We start from the raw sequence: 18,649 nt of genomic DNA on the forward strand, positions 1-18,649 counted from the left end.
ACCTCTGCACAAACATGGCGCCACTTCTGCACAAAGGTGGAGACGGCGTCGTACACATTTCAGAGGAACCCTGCCGAAACCTGGCCAGGCGAGGTAGAGAAACCTCTACCTCGAACCGGGCGGACAATGCCAATGTGCCGACGGCGCGGTCTTTCTAATGTGGTCCTCAGACACCGCGTGAGAGGCGCGTCATCCCTAGGGAGCCCGAGTGCAGACTTCACACGACCTCCGCCGGACGGAGGCGGTACGGCTGGACGCCGTGTCGAAGACCTACGGCCGGGGAGACGGCCGGGTGGCCGCCCTGCGCGGACTCACCATGAGCTTCGCCGACGGCACCTTCACCGCCGTGATGGGCCCCTCGGGATCCGGCAAGAGCACCTTCCTGCACTGTGCCGCCGGGCTGGTCCGGCCCACCTCCGGCACGGTCACCGTCGGCGGCACCGACCTCGCCGGCCTCGACGACACCCGGCTGACCAAGCTGCGCCGGGACCGGATCGGCTTCATCTTCCAGTCCTTCAACCTGCTGCCCGCCCTCACGGTGATGCAGAACATCACGCTGCCGCTGCAACTGGCCGGGCAGCGGCCCGACCAGGACCTGATCCGCACCGTGGTCGAGCGCGTGGGCCTGGCCGAGCGGCTCGGCCACCTGCCGGCCCAGCTGTCCGGCGGCCAGCAGCAGCGCGTCGCCATCGCCCGCGCCCTGGTCACCCGGCCCGCCGTCGTCTTCGCCGACGAACCCACCGGCGCCCTCGACACCCGCACCGCCGCCGCCGTGCTCCGCCTGCTGCGCGAGTCCGTCGACACCGCCCGCCAGACCCTCGTCATGGTCACCCACGACCCGGTCGCCGCCTCCTACGCCGACCGCGTGGTCTTCCTCGCCGACGGCGCCTTCGCCGGCGAGCTGCACCGGCCCACGGCCGACGCGGTCGCCGCCCGGATGACCCGGCTCGGCGCCTGGGAGGACGAAGCCCACCGGCAGAACGCGCCGCAGACCTCGGGAGGACGGTACTGATGTGGCGCCTGGCCCTGCGCACCCTGAAATTCCGCCGGACGAGCTTCGTCGCGACCTTCCTCGCCATGTTCCTCGGCGCCGCGATCGTCATCGGCTGCGGCGGCCTGATGGAGACCGGCGTCCGCATGGCGGCCGACCCGCAGCGCCTGCGCGGCGCCCCGGTCGTCGTCACCGGTGAACAGACCCACGACTCCAGCGCGCTGACCGAACGGCACCGCATCGACGCCGGCCTGACCGGCGAGGTGGCCCGGGCCGACGGTGTGCGCGCGGCCGTCCCCGACGTCTCGTTCCCGGCCACCGTCCTCAAGGACGGCGAGCCGGTGACGAAGAAGTCCGCGTCGTACGGCCACGGCTGGGCGTCCGCCCGGCTCACCCCCTATACCCTCGCCGCCGGGAGATCCCCCGTCACCGGCGGCGAGGCCGTTCTCGACGCCGGGCTCGCCCGGCGGGCCGGCGTCCGCCCCGGCGCCACGGTCGACATCGTCGTCCGGGGCACCGCCCGGCAGTTCCGGGTCAGCGGCGTCGCCGAGCAGCACGGCGGCCACAACCCCGACGCGGCCGTGTTCTTCACCGACGACGAGGCCCGCGCCCTCGCGGGCGGCCGGATCGACTCCGTCGCCGTGCTGCCCGAGCCCGGCACGAGCACCGCCGCCGTCGCGGACGCGGTGCGCGCCCGGGTCGGCGACCGCGCCGAGGTGCTCACCGGCGCCCGCCGGGGACTGGCCGAACTGCCCGGCACCCTCTCCAGCCGGCGCACCGTCGTCATCCTCGCGGCGGTCTTCGGCTCCTCGGTCGTCCTGATCGTCATGTTCGGCGTGGCCTCCACCCTCGGCCTCTCCCTCCAGCAGCGCGCCCGCGAGATGGCCCTGCTGCGCGCCGTCGGCTCCACCCCGAAGCAACTGCGCCGCATGATCCTCACCGAGACCGCCGTGCTGTCGGTGGCCTCCGTGCTGCTCGCCCTGGCGCCCGGATACGCCCTCGGCCGGCTGCTGTTCAAGGTGCTGACCTCCAGCGGCGTGGTGGCGCCCGCCATCGTCTACCGGGCCGGCTGGATGCCGATGGCCGTCGGCGCGGCCGTCACCGTCCTCGCGGCGGCCGGCGCCACCCGGTTCGCCGGACGGCGGGCCGCCCGCACCGAACCGGTCGCCGCCCTCGCCGAAGCCACCGCCGCGGGCCGCTGGTTCAGCCTGCCCCGGCTGCTGCTCGCGCTGTTCTTCCTCGCCAACGGCATCGGCCTGGCCGTCGCCACCGCCACCGTGATGGAGGACGGCCCCACCCTCGCCAGTACCGCGGGCCCCGCCTCCGTGCTGTTCTGCATCGGCCTCGCCCTGCTCGCGCCCGGCCTCACCAAGGCCATGGTGGCGCTGCTGCGACCGCCCGTACGGGCCCTGTCCGGGCTCTCCGGGCAACTGGCGCTGCGCAACGCCGCCACCGCCCACGTCCGCATGGCGGGCGCCGTCGCACCGATCGTCCTGCTCATCGGCATCGCCACGGGCACCCTGTACATGCAGTCCACCGAGAACCACGTCTCCCGGACCTCCTACGACGCCAACGTCCTCGCCGACTACGTCCTCGACTCCACCACGGGCGGTTTCGCGCCCGGCGTCGTCGCCGAGGTGCGGGGCACGGCCGGGGTGGCCGCGGCCAGCGAGTTCGTCACCAGCCGCGGCTTCGTGGACCGCCCCGGCGGGCCGGCCGACACCGACCTGCGCGGCGTCTCCGCCGAAGGGGTGCGCCAGAGCCTCGACCTGCCCGTGGTCGCCGGTTCCCTCGGCGCGCTGCGCGGCGACACCGTGGCCCTGTCCGACAAGAAGGCCCGGGAGTACGGCGTCGGGGTCGGCGACCGGCTGCCGCTGCACCTCGGCGACGGCAGCGCCCTGCGGCCCACCGTCGTCGCCCTCTACACCGACAACCCCAAGCAGCAGTACCTGACCCTGCCCGCGGCGACCCTCGCCCCGCACACCGGCGACGGACTGCCGCGCCAGATCCTGGTCCGCGCCGCGCCCGGCGCCGGCACCGAGGTCCACCAGCGGCTCGCCGCGCTGGCCGCCCGGGTGCCCGGCACCGAACTGGACGACAGCTCCTCCCTGGCCGGCCGGAACAACCAGATCCAGCAGATCCTGGTGTCCGCCAACTACACCATCGTCGCCATGATCGTCGGCTACGCGGCCATCACCGTCGTCAACACCCTGGTGTCCGTCACCCGCAAACGGCGCGCGGAGTTCGGCCTCCAGCGGCTCACCGGCGCCACCCGCGCCCAGGTGATCGGCATGCTGACCGTGGAGGGCGTGCTGATCGCGGTCGTCGCCACCGTCCTCGGCACCCTCGCCTCCGCGACGACCATCGTCCCCTACAGCCTCGTCAAGAGCGGCTCGTACCTGCCCTCCGGATCCCCCGGCATCTACCTCGCCATCGTCGGCGGGTCCCTGCTGCTGGTGTTCGGCGCCACGCTGCTGCCCTCCTGGCGCGGCATGCGCAGCCCCGCCGTGGACACGGTGAAGGCCGCGTGAGCCACGCCCCGGCCGGGCCGTCCCCGCTTCCCCCGGGCGGGGACGGCCCCCGCGTGAGCGCCGGCCGGGGATGGCAGCATGAGGGCATGAAGACTGTGCCGGTCGCGTGGCGCGGCCGACTTCGCCGCGCCGCCCTGGACACCCTGGTCGGCGTGGCCACCGCCACCGGAGCCCTGCTGTCGGTCGTCCTCTTCGTCACCACCACCTACTTCGTCATCCTCTGCCTGATCGGCATCGGCTTCCTCGCGCTGCCCTACCTCACCCGTGCCGTGCGGTGGCTGTGCGACCTCAACCGGCGCGCCGCGGCCCGCTCGGGCGTCCCCGTGGAGCGGCCCTACCGGCCCGAACCCGAGGAGATCGAGCGGGACATCGTCGGCTGGACGCGCCGCTGCAAATGGATCCTCGCCGACCCCGCGACCTGGCGGGACCTGCTGTGGCTGCTGCTCAACACCGTCGTCGGCCTGACCGGGTTCATACCGGCCGCCCTGCTCTACTACGCGGGGGAGGGGCTGTTCCTGGCCTGCGGGCTGTGGCGGCCGGTCGCGGACGGCGGAACGGGCCGCTGGTACGCCTTCGTCACGGTCGGCAGCTGGCCGGCCGCGTTTGCCGCCGGCCTGCTCGCGCTCGTCGTGCTCACCGGCTGGCTGTTCCTGTCCCCACCGGTGCTCAAGGGGTACGCCTACTTCGTCCGCTTCCTGCTCGGCCCGACCCGCGGCTCCCAACTCGCCTCACGAGTGCAGCACTTGTCCGAGACCCGGTCCGGCGCGCTGGACATCCAGGCCGCCGAACTGCGCCGCATCGAACGCGACCTGCACGACGGCGCGCAGGCCCGGCTCGTCAGCCTCGGCCTCCAGCTCGGCGCCGTGGACCGGAAGATGGGCCAGGACCCGGAGGAGGCCCGCCGGCTGCTGCGGCAGGCCCGCAGCTCCTCCGTCGAGGCCCTGCGCGAACTGCGCGACCTGGTCCACGGCATCCACCCGCCGGTCCTCGCCGAACGCGGCCTGGCCGACGCCCTGCGCGCCCTCGGCCTGGCCAGCCCGCTCGACGTGACCGTGGTGGCGGACCTGCCCGGCCCGCTGCCCGACCCGGTCGAGTCCGCCGTCTACTTCGCGGTGTCGGAACTGCTCACCAACGCCCTCAAGCACGCCGACGCCCGGCGCGTGGAGGTCGTCGCCTGGCGCGCGGAAGACACCCTGCACGCCCGGATCACCGACGACGGCCGCGGCGGTGCCGACGTCTCGGCCGGGAGCGGTCTGGAGGGCATCCGGCGGCGGCTGGCATCCTTTGACGGCGTCCTGGAGATCGACAGCCCTCCGGGCGGACCGACCGTGATCAAGCTGGAGTTGCCGTGCGCGTTGTCCTCGCCGAAGACCTCTTCCTCCTGAGGCAGGGAATCATCCAACTGCTGGAGGCGTACGGGTTCGAGGTCGCCGCCGCCGTCGACAACGGCACCGACCTCGCCGCGGCGATCGCCGAGCACCGGCCCGACGTCGCGATCGTGGACGTGCGGCTGCCGCCCACCTTCACCACCGAGGGCCTCCAGGCCGCGCTGCGGGCCCGGCGCGAGCGGCCCGGCCTGCCGATCCTCGTCCTCTCCCAGCACGTCGAGCAGATGTACGCCCGCGAGCTGCTCGCCGACGGCACCGGCGGCATCGGCTACCTCCTCAAGGACAGCGTCCTCGACGACGAGCAGTTCATCGACGCCGTACGCCGGGTCGCGGCCGGCGGCACGGCCATGGACCCCGCCGTCGTCGCCCAGCTGATGACCAGTCACGCCCGGGACGAACCGCTCGCCGCGCTCACCGCCCGCGAACGCGAGGTGCTGGAACTCATGGCCGAGGGCTGCTCCAACACCGCGATCGCCCAGCGGCTCACCGTCACCGAGGGCGCGGCCGCGAAGCACATCTCCAACATCTTCACCAAGCTGATGCTGCCGCCGTCCAGCGACAGCAACCGCCGGGTGCTCGCCGTCCTGGCCTACCTCAACGCCTGAGCGGCGCGGCGCCGGTTGGGGCGGGTAGGGGTGGCCGGGCCTCCGCCCGGCGGGCCAGACTGCTGGGGCCCGCCCGCGCCCCGCGCGGCGCCGCCACCCGAGGAAGGGACCACCCGCCCCATGACCACGCTCGCCGAGCACGACCGCCTCTGGATCCGCCGCTACCATCCCCGCCCGGACGCGGCGGCCCGGCTGGTGTGCCTGCCGCACGCCGGCGGCTCGGCGACGTTCTACCACCCGGTCTCGGCGGGCATGCCGGCCTCCGTCGACGTACTCGCCGTGCAGTACCCGGGCCGCCAGGACCGCCGCCACGAGCCGTGCGCCGAGAGCATCCAGGAACTGGCCGACCACGTCACCCCCGCGCTGCTGCCGTGGGCCGACCGCCCCCTGGTCCTGTTCGGCCACAGCATGGGCGCCTCCCTCGGCTTCGAGGTCGCCCGCCGGCTGGAACGCGACCACGGCATCGTGCCGAGGGCCCTGTTCGCCTCCGCCCGCAGGGCCCCCTCCTGCCCGCGCGACGAATCCGTCCACCTGCGCGACGACGACGGGCTCATCGAGGAGATGCGGCGGCTCAGCGGCACGGACTCGGCCATCCTCGACGACATCGAACTGCTCCGCATGGCCCTGCCCGCCATCCGCGCCGACTACCGGGTCGCCGAGACCTACGCCTACGAGCCCGGCCCGAACCTGCGGTGCCCCGTCGTCGCGCTCGTCGGCGACGACGACCCCAAGGTCACCGTGGACGAGGCGCGCGCCTGGTCCCGGCACACCGACGCCTCCTTCGAGTGCCATGTGTTCCGGGGCGGCCACTTCTACCTGACGGGCCATCAGCAGCAGGTGCTCGGCCTGCTCGCGGACGCGGCGGTGCGGTCGTGAGGTCGGTCCTCGTCACCGGCTGCGGCAGCGGTATCGGACTGGAGACGGCGCTGGCGTTCGCCCGGCGGGGCGACCGGGTGCACGCCTGCGTCCGCGACCCGGACACCGCCGGGGAACTGCGGCGCCGCGCCCGCGCCGAGGAACTCACCCTGGACATCCCCCGGCTGGACGTCACCGACGACGCCTCCGTCACCGCCGCCGTCACCGCGGTGCAGGACCGGTACGGCCCCCTGGACGTCCTGGTCAACAACGCCGGCATCGACCGCACCGGCCCCGTCGAGACCATGCCGGACGAGCAGGCCCGCACCGTGCTGGAGACCAACTTCTGGGGCCCGCTGCGCCTGGCCCGCACGGTGCTGCCCGGGATGCGCGCCCGGGGCTCCGGCGTCATCGTCAACGTCTCCTCGCTCGCCGCCCGCACCTTCGCCGTGCCGCACGGCGGGTTCTACGCGGCGAGCAAGGCCGCCCTGGGCGCGCTCAGCGAGGCCCTGTACGCGGAGGTCCAGCCGTACGGCATCCGCGTGGTCTGCCTGGAGCCGGGCAGCTTCGCCACCGCCATCCAGCGTGCCTCCCTGGCCGGCGCCGCCGGCGGGCAGCCGTCCGGGAGCGGCCCCTACGCCGCGGACCACGCCTGGCTGGACCGGTTCCTCGCCCGGGTCGCGGAAGGCGCAGCCGACTGTGCCGAGGCGGCCCGGGCCGTGCTCGCCGCCGCCGACGACCCCGCCACCGGGCTGCACACGGTGGTCGGCGCGGACGCGGAGGCGGCCCTGGAGTTCCTGCGGGGGGTCTCCTACGAGCAGTGGCTGCCCCGTTTCCTGGAGCAGGCCCGGTCGCTCGCGGGGCCGCGCCCCACGGACCCCCGATAGGCCGACGGCGGTGGGACCGGGCCGCCCGGTCCCACCGCCGTCGAGCGGGTTCAGCCGTGCACGCGGATCGACCGGGACGGGCACAGCTCGGCCGCCTGCACGACCTGCTCGCGCAGGTCCTCGGCCGGCTCCTCCCGCAACAGGGTGACCAGGCCGTCGGTGTCCTGGTCGAACACCTCGGGGCTCAGCAGCGCGCACTGGCCCGAGCCCACGCACCGGTCGCGTTCGGTGGTGACACGCATAGGGGACCCTCCGTCCTGCCCGGCCGTCACCAGGTGACGGGGAGTTCGTAGACGCCGTAGACCATGGCGTCGTCCTTGAACCGCAGCTCCGCCACGTCGGCGTCCAGCCGCAGGCCGGGGACGCGCCGCAGCAGCGTGCCGTAGACCGCCTCCAGCTCCACCCGGGCGAGGTTGGCGCCGATGCACTGGTGGACGCCGTAGCCGAAGGCCAGATGACCGCGGGCCTCCGCGCGGCGGATGTCCAGGGTGTCCGGGTCCGGGAAGACCGACTCGTCGTGGTTGGCCGCGTTGTTCAGCGCGAGGATGCCCTCGCCGGCGCGGATGGTGACGTCGCCGACCTCGATGTCCGCCACCGCGACCCGGGCGGTGCCGGAGTCGGAGATGGAGAAGACGCGCAGCAACTCCTCCACGGCGTTCGGCAGCAGCGACGGATCGGCCCGCAGCGCCTCCATCTGGTCCGGGTGCCGCAGCAGGGCCAGCACCCCGAGCGCGATCATGTTGGCGGTGGTCTCGTGGCCGCCGACCAGCATCAGCCGGGCCATCGTCACCACGTCGGTGTGGTCGGCGACCTGCTCGGCGCGGTTCTTCTCCAGGAACCGGCTGATGAGGTCGTCGCCCGGCTCCTTCTCCTTCAGGGTGACCAGCTGGTCGAGATAGGTGTCCAGGGCCTGCACGGCCGCGCCGTACTCCTCCGGGCTCAGGTCGTGGTTCATCATCGCCGCCGACCACGCCTCGAACCGCGCGTGGTCCTCGTAGGGCACCCCGAGCAGTTCGCAGATCACCAGGGAGGGCACCGGCAGCGCGAGGGCGGTGACCAGGTCCACCGGGCCGCCCGCCGCCAGCATCGCGTCCACGTGGTCGTCCACGATCTGCTGGATCCGCGGGCGCAGCTCCCGCACCCGCCGGGCGGTGAACTCCGGTATGAGCATGCGCCGGTGGGCGGTGTGCTCCGGCGGGTCCATGTTCAGCATCATCAGCCGGACCTGCGCCAGCAGTTCCTCGGGGATGTGGAACTGGTGCGGGTAGCCCGGCAGTTTCAGATTGGAGCTGACCCGGCTGTCGCCCAGCACCTGCCGGACGTGCTCGTGCCGGGTGACCAGCCAGGCCGGCTTGCCGTTCACTTTCAGCGCGGCCCGGGCGACGGGCTGGTCGGCGCGCATCCCGGCGTACTCGGGCGGCTCGGAGAACGGGCAGGTGCGGCGCAGCGGGAACCGCACCGGCGGCGATTCCGTCTCGGGTGCGGCATCGGCGGACTGGGTCATGGCTGCCTTTCGGACGTCGGTGGCGGCGGGGGAGGAGTCGGGGCGGCGGGGCGGGCCGTCACCAGGTGACGGGCAGCTCGTACAGGCCGTAGACGATCGCGTCGTCCTTGAACCGCAGCTCCTCCACCGGGGCGGCCAGACGCAGCGTCGGGACGCGGGCGAGCAGCGTCGAGTAGACGACGTCCAGCTCCATGCGCGCCAGGTTCTGGCCGATGCACTGGTGGACGCCGTAGCCGAACGCCAGCTGGCTGCGGGCCTCGCGGCGCACGTCCAGGCGGTCGGGATCGGGGAAGACCGACTCGTCGTGGTTGGCCGCGTTGTTCAGCGGCAGGATGCCCTCACCGGCCCGGATGGTCACCCCGCCCAGCTCGATGTCCTCCAGGGCAACGCGCGCGGTGCCCGCGTCGGAGATGGAGAAGAAGCGCAGCAGCTCCTCCACCGCCCGGGGCATCAGCTCGGGCTCCGCGCGGACGGCGGCCAGCTGCTCCGGGTGCTCCAGCAGGGCGAGCACGCCGAGGGCGATCATGTTGGCGGTCGTCTCGTGGCCGGTGACCAGCATCAGCTTGGACATGCTGACGATGTCGGAGTGCTCCACGGCGGGGGTCTGCCGGTTGAACTCGATCAGCCGGCTGATCATGTCGTCGCCGGGCTCGCTCTCCTTGGCGGTGACCAGCCCGTCCACGTAGCGGTCCAGCTCGTAGTGGGCGCGGCCCCGGTCCTCCTCGCTGATGTCGTGGTTCATGATGGCCCACGCCCACTCCTCGAACCGGCCGTGGTCCTCGTAGGGCACGCCGAGGAGTTCGCAGATCACCAGGGAGGGCACCGGCAGCGCGAGCGAGGTGACCAGGTCGACCGGGCCGTCCGCGCCCTTCTCCAGCATGTGGTCGATCTGCCGGTCCACGATCTGCTGCACCCGGCCGCGCAGCTCGCGCATCCGGCGCACGCTGAACTCCGGCGCCAGCATGCGCCGTTGCACCGTGTGGTCCGGCGGGTCCATGGACAGGAAGGTCAGCGGCACCGACTGGAGGATCTCGTCCGGCACCGGCACCTGGAGGGGGTAGCCGGGCAGCTTCAGGTTCGCGCTGACCCGCTCGTCGCCCAGCAGCTTCTTGTACAGGTCGTGCCGGGTGACCAGCCAGGCGGGCTTGCCGTTGACCTTCAGCCGGGCCCGGGAGACGGGGGCGGTCTCGCGCAGCTCGGCGTAGGCGGCCGGCGGGCTGAAGGGACAGGCCCGCCGCATCGGGAAGTCCGGCGGCGCGGCCTGGTCGGCCGGTTCGGCAGGTGCAGTCATCATGTCCTCTTCGCACGGGAGGGAACGGGACGCGCCGACGCCGGGTCCGCCCCGGGCGCGGCGCCGTGCGGCGCCGTCGGCCGTCCCCCGCACGCTAGGCAGCCGCGCCGACGGGACCCAACCCCTAGCCGCCCCTAGGGGGTGGCGGGGACCGGGACGGCCGGCCCGGCCGGCTGCGCCCACCCCATGCGCCCCCAGTCCCCCCGGACCGCCTAGGGGCGGTTAGGGGTCTGGTGGCGGGGCGGGGGCCGTTAGCGTCGGCTGCGGACCACGGCGGAGACGGCGGGGGCGCCGCGCCCCGGCCCTCCCGGTCCCGGCCGGTGTCCGCGCCCGGCCGCCGTCCCGTCCCGCAGCGAGCAGAGGTGATCAGCGTGTCCCCGGAAGCCAGCGCGAAGGGCACCGTCCCCTTCGGGGAGTACCGGACCTGGTACCGGGTGACCGGTGAGCTGGGCGCGGGACGCCCGGCGCTCGTCGTCGTGCACGGCGGGCCCGGCAGCACCCACGACTACCTGCTGCCGCTCGCCCACCTCGCCGGGGACGGCTGGCCCGTCGTCCACTACGACCAGCTCGGCAACGGCGGCTCGACCCATCTCCCCGACCAGGACCCCGGGTTCTGGACGGTCGAGCTGTTCGAGGCCGAACTGGCCAACCTGGTCGAGCGGTTGGGGATCGCCGACGACTACGTGCTGTTCGGCCAGAGCTGGGGCGGCCCGCTGTGCGCCCGGCACGCCATGACCGCCCCGCCCGGCCTGCGCGGACTGGTCGTCGCCAACGCGCCCGCCTCCTACCCGCTGTGGCTGGAGGAGATGGCCCGGCTGCGCGCCGCACTGCCACCGGGGGTGGAGGACACCCTGCGGCGGCACGAGGCGGCCGGCACCTACGACAGCGAGGAGTACCTCGCCGCGATGCGGGTCTTCTACGACCGCCACGTGTGCCGGGTGACGCCCTGGCCCCGGGACTTCCTGTCCTCCTTCATGGAGATCTACAACGACCCCACCGTGTACTACGCGATGAACGGCCCCAACGAGTTCCACGTCATCGGCTCCCTGAAGGACTGGTCGATCGTCGGCGACCTGCACCGCGTCCGCACCCCGACCCTGCTGATCAGCGGACGCCACGACGAGGCCACACCGGCCGTCGTCCAGCCGTACCACGACGAGATCCCCGGGGCCCGCTGGGAGATCTTCGAGGAGTCCAGCCACCTTCCGCACCTGGAGGAACCCGAGCGGTTCCGCGCGGTGCTGACCGACTTCCTCAAGAGCCTGTGAAAGGGGACCCGGCCATGGCACACGACACCGCCCTCGTCTTCCCCGGCATGGGACCCGTCCCGTTCGCCGAGGTGGGCAGGTTCATGGTGGCGAACCCCGTCGCCCGGGACCTGGTCGCCGTCGCCGACGACGCCCTCGGCTACTCCCTCGTGGACGCCTTCCGCACCAGCCCGGGCGACTACTCGGAGGCCGCCCAGGTCGCGTTCCTCGTCAACTGCCTCGCCTGCGCCCACTGGGCCGAGGAACACCTCGGCGTGGAACCCGGCATCGTGGCCGGACCCAGCTTCGGCGAGAAGGCGGCCCTCGCCTACACCGGCGCCCTGGAACTCCCCGACGCCGTCCGCCTCACCGCGGAGATCGCCCGCTGCCTGGAGGAGTACTTCGCCACCGAGCACGAGGACATCGTCACCCTGTCCTTCGTCCGCGCCCCGCGCGACGGACTCGACGCGATCCTCGCCGAACTGGACGAGGCGGGGGAGTGGCACGAGATCTCCTGCCACATCGACGACGGCTTCTACATGCTGTCCCTCTCCGAACACCGCGTGCCCTGGTTCCAGGAGCGGCTGCGCGCCCTCGGCAGCCTCCCCCTGTACACCATGCGGCCCCCCATGCACGCCTCGGCGTTCGCGTCGCTGCGCGCGAAGGCCGAACGCGAGGTGGTGTCCCGGTACACCTTCGCCGATCCCCGGCTGCCCGTCGTCGCCGACCAGGACGGCCGGCTGCTGCGCACCGGCGAGGAGGTGCGCACCATGCTCCTCGACGGCTTCGACCACCCGATGGACTGGCCGAGCGTCACCACCGCCCTGAAGGACGCCGGCGCGCGCCGGATGTGCGTCGCCGGACCCGACAGCCTGTTCGGCCGGGTGCCGTGCACGACCCGCCAGTTCGACGTCGTCGCGGCCCAGCCGCGGCTGGCCATGACCCCCCGGCGCCGCACCCGCGCCGCCTGACCCCCGCCCGACTCGTTGGAGGCCCCCATGTGGGACGACCGGTTCGAACAGATACTCCGCCCCTTCCTGCCGTTCCTCCCCCCGCAGGAGGAGCTGACGCCGGAGTCCGACCTGAAGGACCTCGGCCTGGACTCCCTCGGCACCGTCCAGCTCCTCGGCACGCTGGAGGAGGACTACCAGGTCCGCTTCCGCGACAGCGCGCTGACCATGGACACCTTCCGCACCGCCGGCGTCCTGTGGGACACGCTGCGCGGCATGCTGCAGCAGAGCACCGCGGGCTGACGGGGCGGCCACCGTGGACCCCACCGTGGACGGCACGCTGTCCGGCCGGTTCGCGCGCGGTCTGGCCCTCGCCCCCGACCGGCCCGCGCTGCGCGCCGACGGCGTCGACCTCACCTACCGCGAACTGCACGAACACGCCCTGGTCCGGGCCGGCTCACTGCTCGCCGGGCTCCCCGGCCGGCCGCCCGCCGTGGGGGTGCTGGCTGGCAAGGGACCCACGGCGTACGTCTCGCTGCTGGCCGGCCTGTACAGCGGCGTCACCGTCGTCCCGCTCCAGCCGGCCTTCCCCGCCGACCGCACCCGGCGGATGATCGAGGCCGCCGGGGTGGGCGCGCTGCTCGCCGACGACGACGCCCTGCCCGCCCTGACCGCGCTGCACGAGGAGGGCGTACGGCTGCCGACGCTGTTCGCGCCCGGCGGGCAGCCGATGCCCGCCCTGCCCCTCGATCCGGACAGCGCCCTGAAGGCACCCCAGCCCACCCGGCCCTCCGACACCGCCTACGTGCTGTTCACCTCGGGCTCCACCGGCCGGCCCAAGGGCGTGCCGGTCACCCACGCCAACACCGCCCACTACTTCGGCCTGCTCGACCGGCGCTACGACTTCGGGCCGCACGACGTCTTCTCGCAGACCTTCGACCTCAACTTCGACTGCGCGATGTTCGACCTGTTCTGCGCCTGGGGCGCCGGCGCCGCCGTCGTCCCCGTACCGGCCCGGGCCTACGCGCACCTGCCCGAGTTCGTGGCCGAGCAGCGGATGACCGTGTGGTTCTCCACGCCCAGCGCGATCACCCTGGTGCGCCGCACCGGCGGGCTCGCACCGGGCGCCCTGGCCCCGCTGCGCTGGAGCTTCTTCGCGGGGGAGGCGCTCGGCTGCAAGGACGCCGAGGACTGGGCCGCCGCCGCGCCGGGCGCCGCGCTGGAGAACCTCTACGGCCCCACCGAGCTGACCATCACCATCACCGCGCACCGCTGGACACCCGGCCGCCAGCCGAACGGCATGGTGCCCATCGGCGCCGTCCACCCCGGCCACGACACCCTGCTGCTCGACCCCTCCGGCGCGCCCGGCACGGGTGACGAGGGCGAACTGTGCATCGCCGGCCCCCAGTTGACCCCGGGCTACCTCGACCCGGCCGACGACGCCGGGCGGTTCCTGGAGCGCGACGGCCGGCGCTACTACCGCACCGGTGACCGGGTCCGTCGCGCCGGCGACGACGGCTGGCACTACCTGGGCCGCACGGACGCACAGGTCCAGGTGCACGGCATCCGGGTGGAGCTGGCCGAGGTGGACGCCGCCGCCCGCACCTGCCCCGGCGTCGAGGACGCCGTGACCGTGGCGGTGCCCGTGGACGGCACCGTGGAACTCGCCGTGTTCCACACCGGCACCCCCGTGGCGCCCGCGCGGCTCGCCCGCCATCTGCGCGCGCTGCTGCCGGCCGCCGTCGTCCCGCGCGCCTACCACCACCTGGACACCCTCCCGCTCAACGCCAACCGCAAGACCGATCGCAGGAAGCTCGCCTCCCGGGCCCAGGCCATGCGGCAGCCCGCCGGAGGCACACACGAAAGGCGGCAGGAGTCGCAGTGAACGGTCAACCGACAGTGCCGGCCCGCACCGACGCCCGGGTGCACGACCTGCTCGACGAGGCCACCGCCGAGCGCCCCGACGCCCCCGCGGTCACCGACGCCACGGGACGCTGGACGTACCGGGAACTGGCCGCCCACAGCCACGCCGTCCACGCCTGGCTGCGGTCGGCCGGCATCGGCCCCGGCGACCGGGTCCTGGTCCAGCTGCCCAGCACCCGGGAACTCGTCGCGCTCCTCTACGGCACCGCGCGGTGCGGCGCGGTGCTCGTCCCCGTCAACACCGGCATGAAGGACTACCACCTGCGGGCGGTCGTGGAGAACGCCGAACCCGCGCTGATCGTCGTCGCCGACACGGCCGTGGACCGGATCGGCGCCCTCGCCGGCCCGGTGCCGGTCCGCGGGCTCGGCCCGGCCTGGCGGGAGATCACCGCGCTGCGCGAGCGCGGGGACCGGCCCGCCGAGACCCCGGTCGGCGCCGACGACATCGCCGTCCTCGTCTACACCTCCGGCTCCACCGCCGCGCCCAAGGCGGTGATCTGCCCGCACGGCCGGATGGTCTTCGCCACCGAGGCCATCAACCTCGAACTCGGCTACCGCCCCGACGACGTGGTGTTCTGCCGCTTCCCCATCTCCTGGGACTACGGCCTGTACAAGGTGCTGCTCACCGCCGCGGGCCGCAGCGAACTCGTCCTCGCCGACGGCGACTCGGACCTGGTGCTGCTGCGCCGCATCCGGGAGACCGGCGCCACCGTCGTCCCGATCGTGCCGTCCCTGGCCACCATGATCTGCGCCCTCGCCGAACGCGAACCCGCCCGCGAGTCCCGGGTGCGGCTGTTCACCAACACCGGTGCCGCGCTGCCGAAGTCCACCGCCGACGCCCTGCGCACGGCGTTCCCCGGCGCCGAGGTGGTCGTCCAGTTCGGGCAGACCGAGTGCAAACGCGTCTCCGTGCTGCCGCCCGCCCTCCAGGACGCCAAGCCCGGCTCGGTCGGCCGCCCGCTGCCCGGCACCCGCGCCTTCGTCGTGGACGACGAGGGCCGGCCGCTGCCGCCCTGGCGGACCGGCGAGATCGTGGTCGAGGGACCGCACGTCATGCCCGGCTACTGGCGGGCCCCGGAGCAGACCGCCCGCGCCTTCCGCCCCGCCCCCGACGGCGGACTGCGGCTGCACACCGGCGACTTCGGCCACGTCGACGAGGACGGCTTCCTGTACTACGAGGGCCGCCGCGACGACATGTTCAAGCACAAGGGCGTCCGCATGAGCACCACCGAGATCGAGGCCGCCGCCGCCGACGTCCCCGGCGTCCGCGCCGCCGCCGTCCTGCCGCCCGCCGGGGACCGCCCCCTCGCGGTGTTCGCCGAGGGCGACATCGACCCGCACACCCTGCTGAAGGAACTGTCGCTGCGGCTGGAGCCCGCCAAGGTGCCCGCCGTGAGCCGGATCGTCGGCGAACTGCCGCTCACGCCGCACGGCAAGCACGACCGCAAGGCGCTCGCCCGCCTCCTGGAAGGAACCCCCGCGTGACCGCCACCGAACCGGCCGGCCGCGACCACCGCGTGTCCGCCACCGAGCTGGCCGAGCGCTTCGGCACCCCGGCCTACGTCTACGACCTGGACCGGGTGGCGGCGGCCCGCGACGACCTGTTCGCCGCGCTGCCCGCCGAGGTCGAGGTGTTCTACGCCGCCAAGGCCAACCCCCACCCCGAACTGCTGCGCGAGCTGCGCGCCGGCGGCTGCCGCGCCGAGATCAGCTCCGTCGGCGAACTCGACGCCGTCCTGCGCGCCGGGTTCCCCGGCGACCGCGTCCTGTACACCGGACCCGGCAAGACCACCGGGGAACTGACCGAGGCCCTGGCCCGGGGCGTGCGCCTGTTCTCCGCCGAGTCCCACGGCGACCTGCGCCGCATCGGTGAGACGGCGCTCGGGCTGGGCCTGACCGCCGACTGCCTGCTCCGCGTCAACAACGCCACCGGCGCCGCGGCCACCGGCATCCGCATGACCGGCGTGCCCTCGCAGTTCGGCTTCGACGGCGAGACCCTGCCCGGCCTCGCCGCCGAACTGCGCGAGGTCCCCGGCACCCGCGTCGCCGGACTGCACTTCTTCCCGCTCAGCAACGCCAAGGACGAGGCGAGCCTCATCGCCGAGTTCCGGCACACCGTCGCCACCGCCGCCGCCCTCCAGGAGGCCCTCGGCGTCACCTTCCGCTTCCTCGACATCGGCGGCGGATTCGCCGCGCCCTACGCCGTGCAGGGCGCCCGGCCCGTGTACGGCGAACTGCGCGAGGCCCTCGCGGGGGCGCTGGACGAGCACTTCCCCGGCTGGCGCGCGGGCGCCCCCCGGATCGCCTGCGAGTCGGGCCGCTACCTGGTCGCCGACAGCGGCACCCTGCTCACCTCCGTCGTCAACGTCAAGGACAGCCGCGACCACCGCTACCTCGTCCTCGACGCCGGCATCAACACCTTCGGCGGCATGTCCGGGCTCGGCCGCATCCTGCCCGTGTCCGTGGAACCCCACGAGTCCGTGGGCGCCGACGGCACCCCGGCGAGCCTGGCCGGACCGCTGTGCACCCCGGGCGACCTGCTCGGCCGGGGCGTCCCGCTGCCCGCACTCGCCCCCGGCGACCTGCTCACGGTCCCCAACGCGGGCGCCTACGGCCCCACGGCCAGCCTGCTGATGTTCCTCGGCCGGCCCGCGCCCGCCGAGATCGTCGTGCGCGGCGACGACCTCGTGTCCGTCTCCCGCATCGAGCACACCCGCACCTACGACCACGGACAGGCCCTGTGATGAGCCCCTACCCGACCACCCCCGACCCCGGCGACCGGCCCGTGCTGGTGGCCGGCGGCATCTCCGACTCCCACACCTGGAACCTCGTCTACCTCCAGCTCCTCCTGGAGGAGCACGGGTACCGCGTGGTCAACCTCGGCCCGTGCGTCCCCGAGGACCTGCTCATCGCCGAGGCCCTCGCGCACCGCCCCGCGCTCATCGTGGTCAGCAGCGTCAACGGCCACGGCTACCACGACGGCATGCGGACCGTCACCCGGCTGCGCGAACACCCCGGCCTCACCGCGGTGCCCGCCGTCATCGGCGGCAAGCTCGGCATCGCCGGGCCCGCGGGCACCGAGGAGGTTGCCGCGCTGCGCGCCGCCGGGTACGACGCGGTGTTCGACGACAGCGCCGAGGGCGTCGCCGCCTTCCGGCGGATGCTCGGCGCGCTGCCGCAGCGGGCCCTGGTGTGACCGGCGGCGGGTTCGGCGCGTTCGTGCGCCGGGCTCACGACGCCGGCCACCTGGTGGTGCAGCCCCGGATGGGGATGAGCAGCCCGCGGCGGATGCGTTCCGGGCTGCTCGCCACCCGGAACGCGCGGGCGACCACCGTCGGCACGATCACCCTGGACAGCTACACCCGGGTCGGCGACCTGGAGTCGGCGCGCCTGGCCGTCCTGGAGGACGTGGCCCTCAACGGCTACCCGATCGTGAGCCACGACGCGGCCACCACCGCAGGCGTCCTCGACGGGATCCACGGCCCCGGCTTCCCGGTCCAGGTCCGGCACGGCTCCGCCGCGCCCCGGGACATCTTCCGGGCACTGACCGCCGTCGGACTCGACGCCTCCGAGGGCGGCCCGGTCTCCTACTGCCTGCCCTACGGCCGGGTGCCGCTGCGCGCGTCCGTCGCCCACTGGGCGGACGCCTGCGAACTGCTCGCCGCCCGCCGGGAGTCGGGCGGCGAACCGCACCTGGAGACCTTCGGCGGCTGTGTCCTCGGCCAGTTGTGCCCGCCGAGCCTGCTCGTCGCCGTCAGCGTGCTGGAGGCGCTGTTCTTCCACCGGCACGGCATCCGCAGCATTTCCGTCAGTTACGCCCAGCAGACCCATCCCGGCCAGGACGCCGAAGCGGTGGCCGCACTGCGCCGCCTGTGCGCGCACCACCTGCCGGACGCCGAATGGCACGTCGTCGTCTACGCCTACATGGGCCTGTATCCGGAAACGGAACAGGGCGCCTACCGACTGCTCGGGAAAGCGGCCGAACTCGCCGTCACCAGCGGCTCGGAACGGCTCATCGTGAAAACCGTCGCGGAATCCCGCCGCATTCCCACCGTGGCGGAGAACGTGGCCGCCCTGGAATACGCGGCCGAGGTCGCCGCCCGCACCCCGCGCGCCCCGGTCGACGCCACCGGCACCCAGACCTACGCCGAGGCGTCCGCCCTGGTGAACGCCGTCCTGGAGCTGGACGACGACCTCGGCGGCGCCCTGCTGACGGCGTTCGCCGAGGGACTGCTCGACGTGCCCTACTGCCTGCATCCGGACAACGCCGGATTCAGCCGCAGTCACATCGCCGCGGACGGCCGGCTGGCCTGGACCGACATCGGCAGGATGCCGCTGAACGGCATCGCCGACGTACGCCCGGCCCACGCCGTCACCGCTGCGGAACTGCTCGATTCCCTGTCCTACGTACGCCGTTCGTTCGACGGACACGACCCCCGGAACACCCGGGCCGTCGAATCCGCCCACCCCTAGGGGT

17 protein-coding genes are annotated in these 18,649 nt (G+C 73.8%); 14 read left to right on the plus strand and 3 right to left on the minus strand.

The annotated features are described in order from the left end of the window. Window positions 1–208: 208 nt before the first annotated feature. From ACZ63H_RS16190 to ACZ63H_RS16215, 6 genes are all read left to right on the plus strand, one after another. Window positions 209–1,012, plus strand: a complete 804-nt coding sequence (locus ACZ63H_RS16190) for an ABC transporter ATP-binding protein (RefSeq protein ID WP_469865401.1) — start codon at window positions 209–211, stop codon at window positions 1,010–1,012. Next, complete coding sequence (locus ACZ63H_RS16195; protein WP_469865403.1) at window positions 1,012–3,522, plus strand: FtsX-like permease family protein; 2,511 nt, start codon at window positions 1,012–1,014, stop codon at window positions 3,520–3,522. Before ACZ63H_RS16190 ends, ACZ63H_RS16195 begins: the two co-directional genes overlap by 1 nt. 86 nt (window positions 3,523–3,608) lie before the next feature. After that, window positions 3,609–4,907 (plus strand): sensor histidine kinase, encoded by a 1,299-nt coding sequence (locus ACZ63H_RS16200; protein ID WP_469865405.1) that lies wholly within the window; start codon window positions 3,609–3,611, stop codon window positions 4,905–4,907. Continuing rightward, window positions 4,871–5,515, plus strand: a complete 645-nt coding sequence (locus ACZ63H_RS16205; RefSeq protein ID WP_201827219.1) for a response regulator — start codon at window positions 4,871–4,873, stop codon at window positions 5,513–5,515. Before ACZ63H_RS16200 ends, ACZ63H_RS16205 begins: the two co-directional genes overlap by 37 nt. A gap of 120 nt (window positions 5,516–5,635) precedes the next feature. Then, window positions 5,636–6,391 carry a thioesterase II family protein gene (locus ACZ63H_RS16210; RefSeq protein ID WP_469865407.1) on the plus strand — a complete coding sequence of 252 codons (756 nt, stop codon included), beginning with the start codon at window positions 5,636–5,638 and terminating at the stop codon, window positions 6,389–6,391. Then, entirely contained in the window at window positions 6,388–7,257 is an 870-nt protein-coding gene (locus ACZ63H_RS16215) for an SDR family oxidoreductase (RefSeq protein WP_469865409.1), read from the plus strand. Before ACZ63H_RS16210 ends, ACZ63H_RS16215 begins: the two co-directional genes overlap by 4 nt. Window positions 7,258–7,307: 50 nt before the next feature. On the opposite strand, the gene ACZ63H_RS16220 is transcribed toward ACZ63H_RS16215, so the two are convergent. Genes ACZ63H_RS16220 through ACZ63H_RS16230 form a run of 3 tightly spaced genes read right to left on the minus strand, consistent with a single transcriptional unit; the run spans window position 7,308 to window position 10,052 of the window. Continuing rightward, on the minus strand, window positions 7,308–7,499 hold the full coding sequence (locus tag ACZ63H_RS16220) for a ferredoxin (protein WP_469865411.1): 192 nt from the start codon (window positions 7,497–7,499) through the stop codon (window positions 7,308–7,310). 26 nt (window positions 7,500–7,525) lie between these two features. Then, window positions 7,526–8,761 carry a cytochrome P450 gene (locus tag ACZ63H_RS16225; RefSeq protein ID WP_469865413.1) on the minus strand — a complete coding sequence of 412 codons (1,236 nt, stop codon included), beginning with the start codon at window positions 8,759–8,761 and terminating at the stop codon, window positions 7,526–7,528. 58 nt (window positions 8,762–8,819) lie between these two features. Continuing rightward, window positions 8,820–10,052 (minus strand): cytochrome P450, encoded by a 1,233-nt coding sequence (locus ACZ63H_RS16230; protein WP_469865485.1) that lies wholly within the window; start codon window positions 10,050–10,052, stop codon window positions 8,820–8,822. Window positions 10,053–10,423: 371 nt separating this feature from the next. Between ACZ63H_RS16230 and ACZ63H_RS16235 the strand changes: the two genes are divergently transcribed. Genes ACZ63H_RS16235 through ACZ63H_RS16270 form a run of 8 tightly spaced genes read left to right on the plus strand, consistent with a single transcriptional unit; the run spans window position 10,424 to window position 18,645 of the window. Further along, window positions 10,424–11,320, plus strand: a complete 897-nt coding sequence (locus ACZ63H_RS16235; RefSeq protein ID WP_469865415.1) for a proline iminopeptidase-family hydrolase — start codon at window positions 10,424–10,426, stop codon at window positions 11,318–11,320. A gap of 14 nt (window positions 11,321–11,334) precedes the next feature. Further along, window positions 11,335–12,270, plus strand: a complete 936-nt coding sequence (locus tag ACZ63H_RS16240; protein WP_469865417.1) for an ACP S-malonyltransferase — start codon at window positions 11,335–11,337, stop codon at window positions 12,268–12,270. Window positions 12,271–12,297: 27 nt separating this feature from the next. Then, on the plus strand, window positions 12,298–12,552 hold the full coding sequence (locus tag ACZ63H_RS16245; protein WP_318205429.1) for a phosphopantetheine-binding protein: 255 nt from the start codon (window positions 12,298–12,300) through the stop codon (window positions 12,550–12,552). Window positions 12,553–12,565: 13 nt separating this feature from the next. Further along, on the plus strand, window positions 12,566–14,134 hold the full coding sequence (locus ACZ63H_RS16250) for an AMP-binding protein (RefSeq protein WP_469865419.1): 1,569 nt from the start codon (window positions 12,566–12,568) through the stop codon (window positions 14,132–14,134). Continuing rightward, complete coding sequence (locus tag ACZ63H_RS16255; protein WP_469865421.1) at window positions 14,131–15,657, plus strand: class I adenylate-forming enzyme family protein; 1,527 nt, start codon at window positions 14,131–14,133, stop codon at window positions 15,655–15,657. Before ACZ63H_RS16250 ends, ACZ63H_RS16255 begins: the two co-directional genes overlap by 4 nt. After that, window positions 15,654–16,916, plus strand: a complete 1,263-nt coding sequence (locus tag ACZ63H_RS16260) for a type III PLP-dependent enzyme domain-containing protein (RefSeq protein WP_469865423.1) — start codon at window positions 15,654–15,656, stop codon at window positions 16,914–16,916. Before ACZ63H_RS16255 ends, ACZ63H_RS16260 begins: the two co-directional genes overlap by 4 nt. Continuing rightward, complete coding sequence (locus ACZ63H_RS16265; RefSeq protein WP_469865425.1) at window positions 16,916–17,368, plus strand: cobalamin B12-binding domain-containing protein; 453 nt, start codon at window positions 16,916–16,918, stop codon at window positions 17,366–17,368. The genes ACZ63H_RS16260 and ACZ63H_RS16265 overlap by 1 nt, the downstream gene beginning before the upstream one ends. Further along, window positions 17,365–18,645: a methylaspartate mutase gene (locus ACZ63H_RS16270; RefSeq protein ID WP_469865427.1), complete on the plus strand. Its 1,281-nt coding sequence runs from the start codon at window positions 17,365–17,367 to the stop codon at window positions 18,643–18,645. Before ACZ63H_RS16265 ends, ACZ63H_RS16270 begins: the two co-directional genes overlap by 4 nt. Window positions 18,646–18,649: the final 4 nt, after the last annotated feature.

Source organism: Streptomyces sp. NPDC104831 (genome assembly GCF_055583025.1).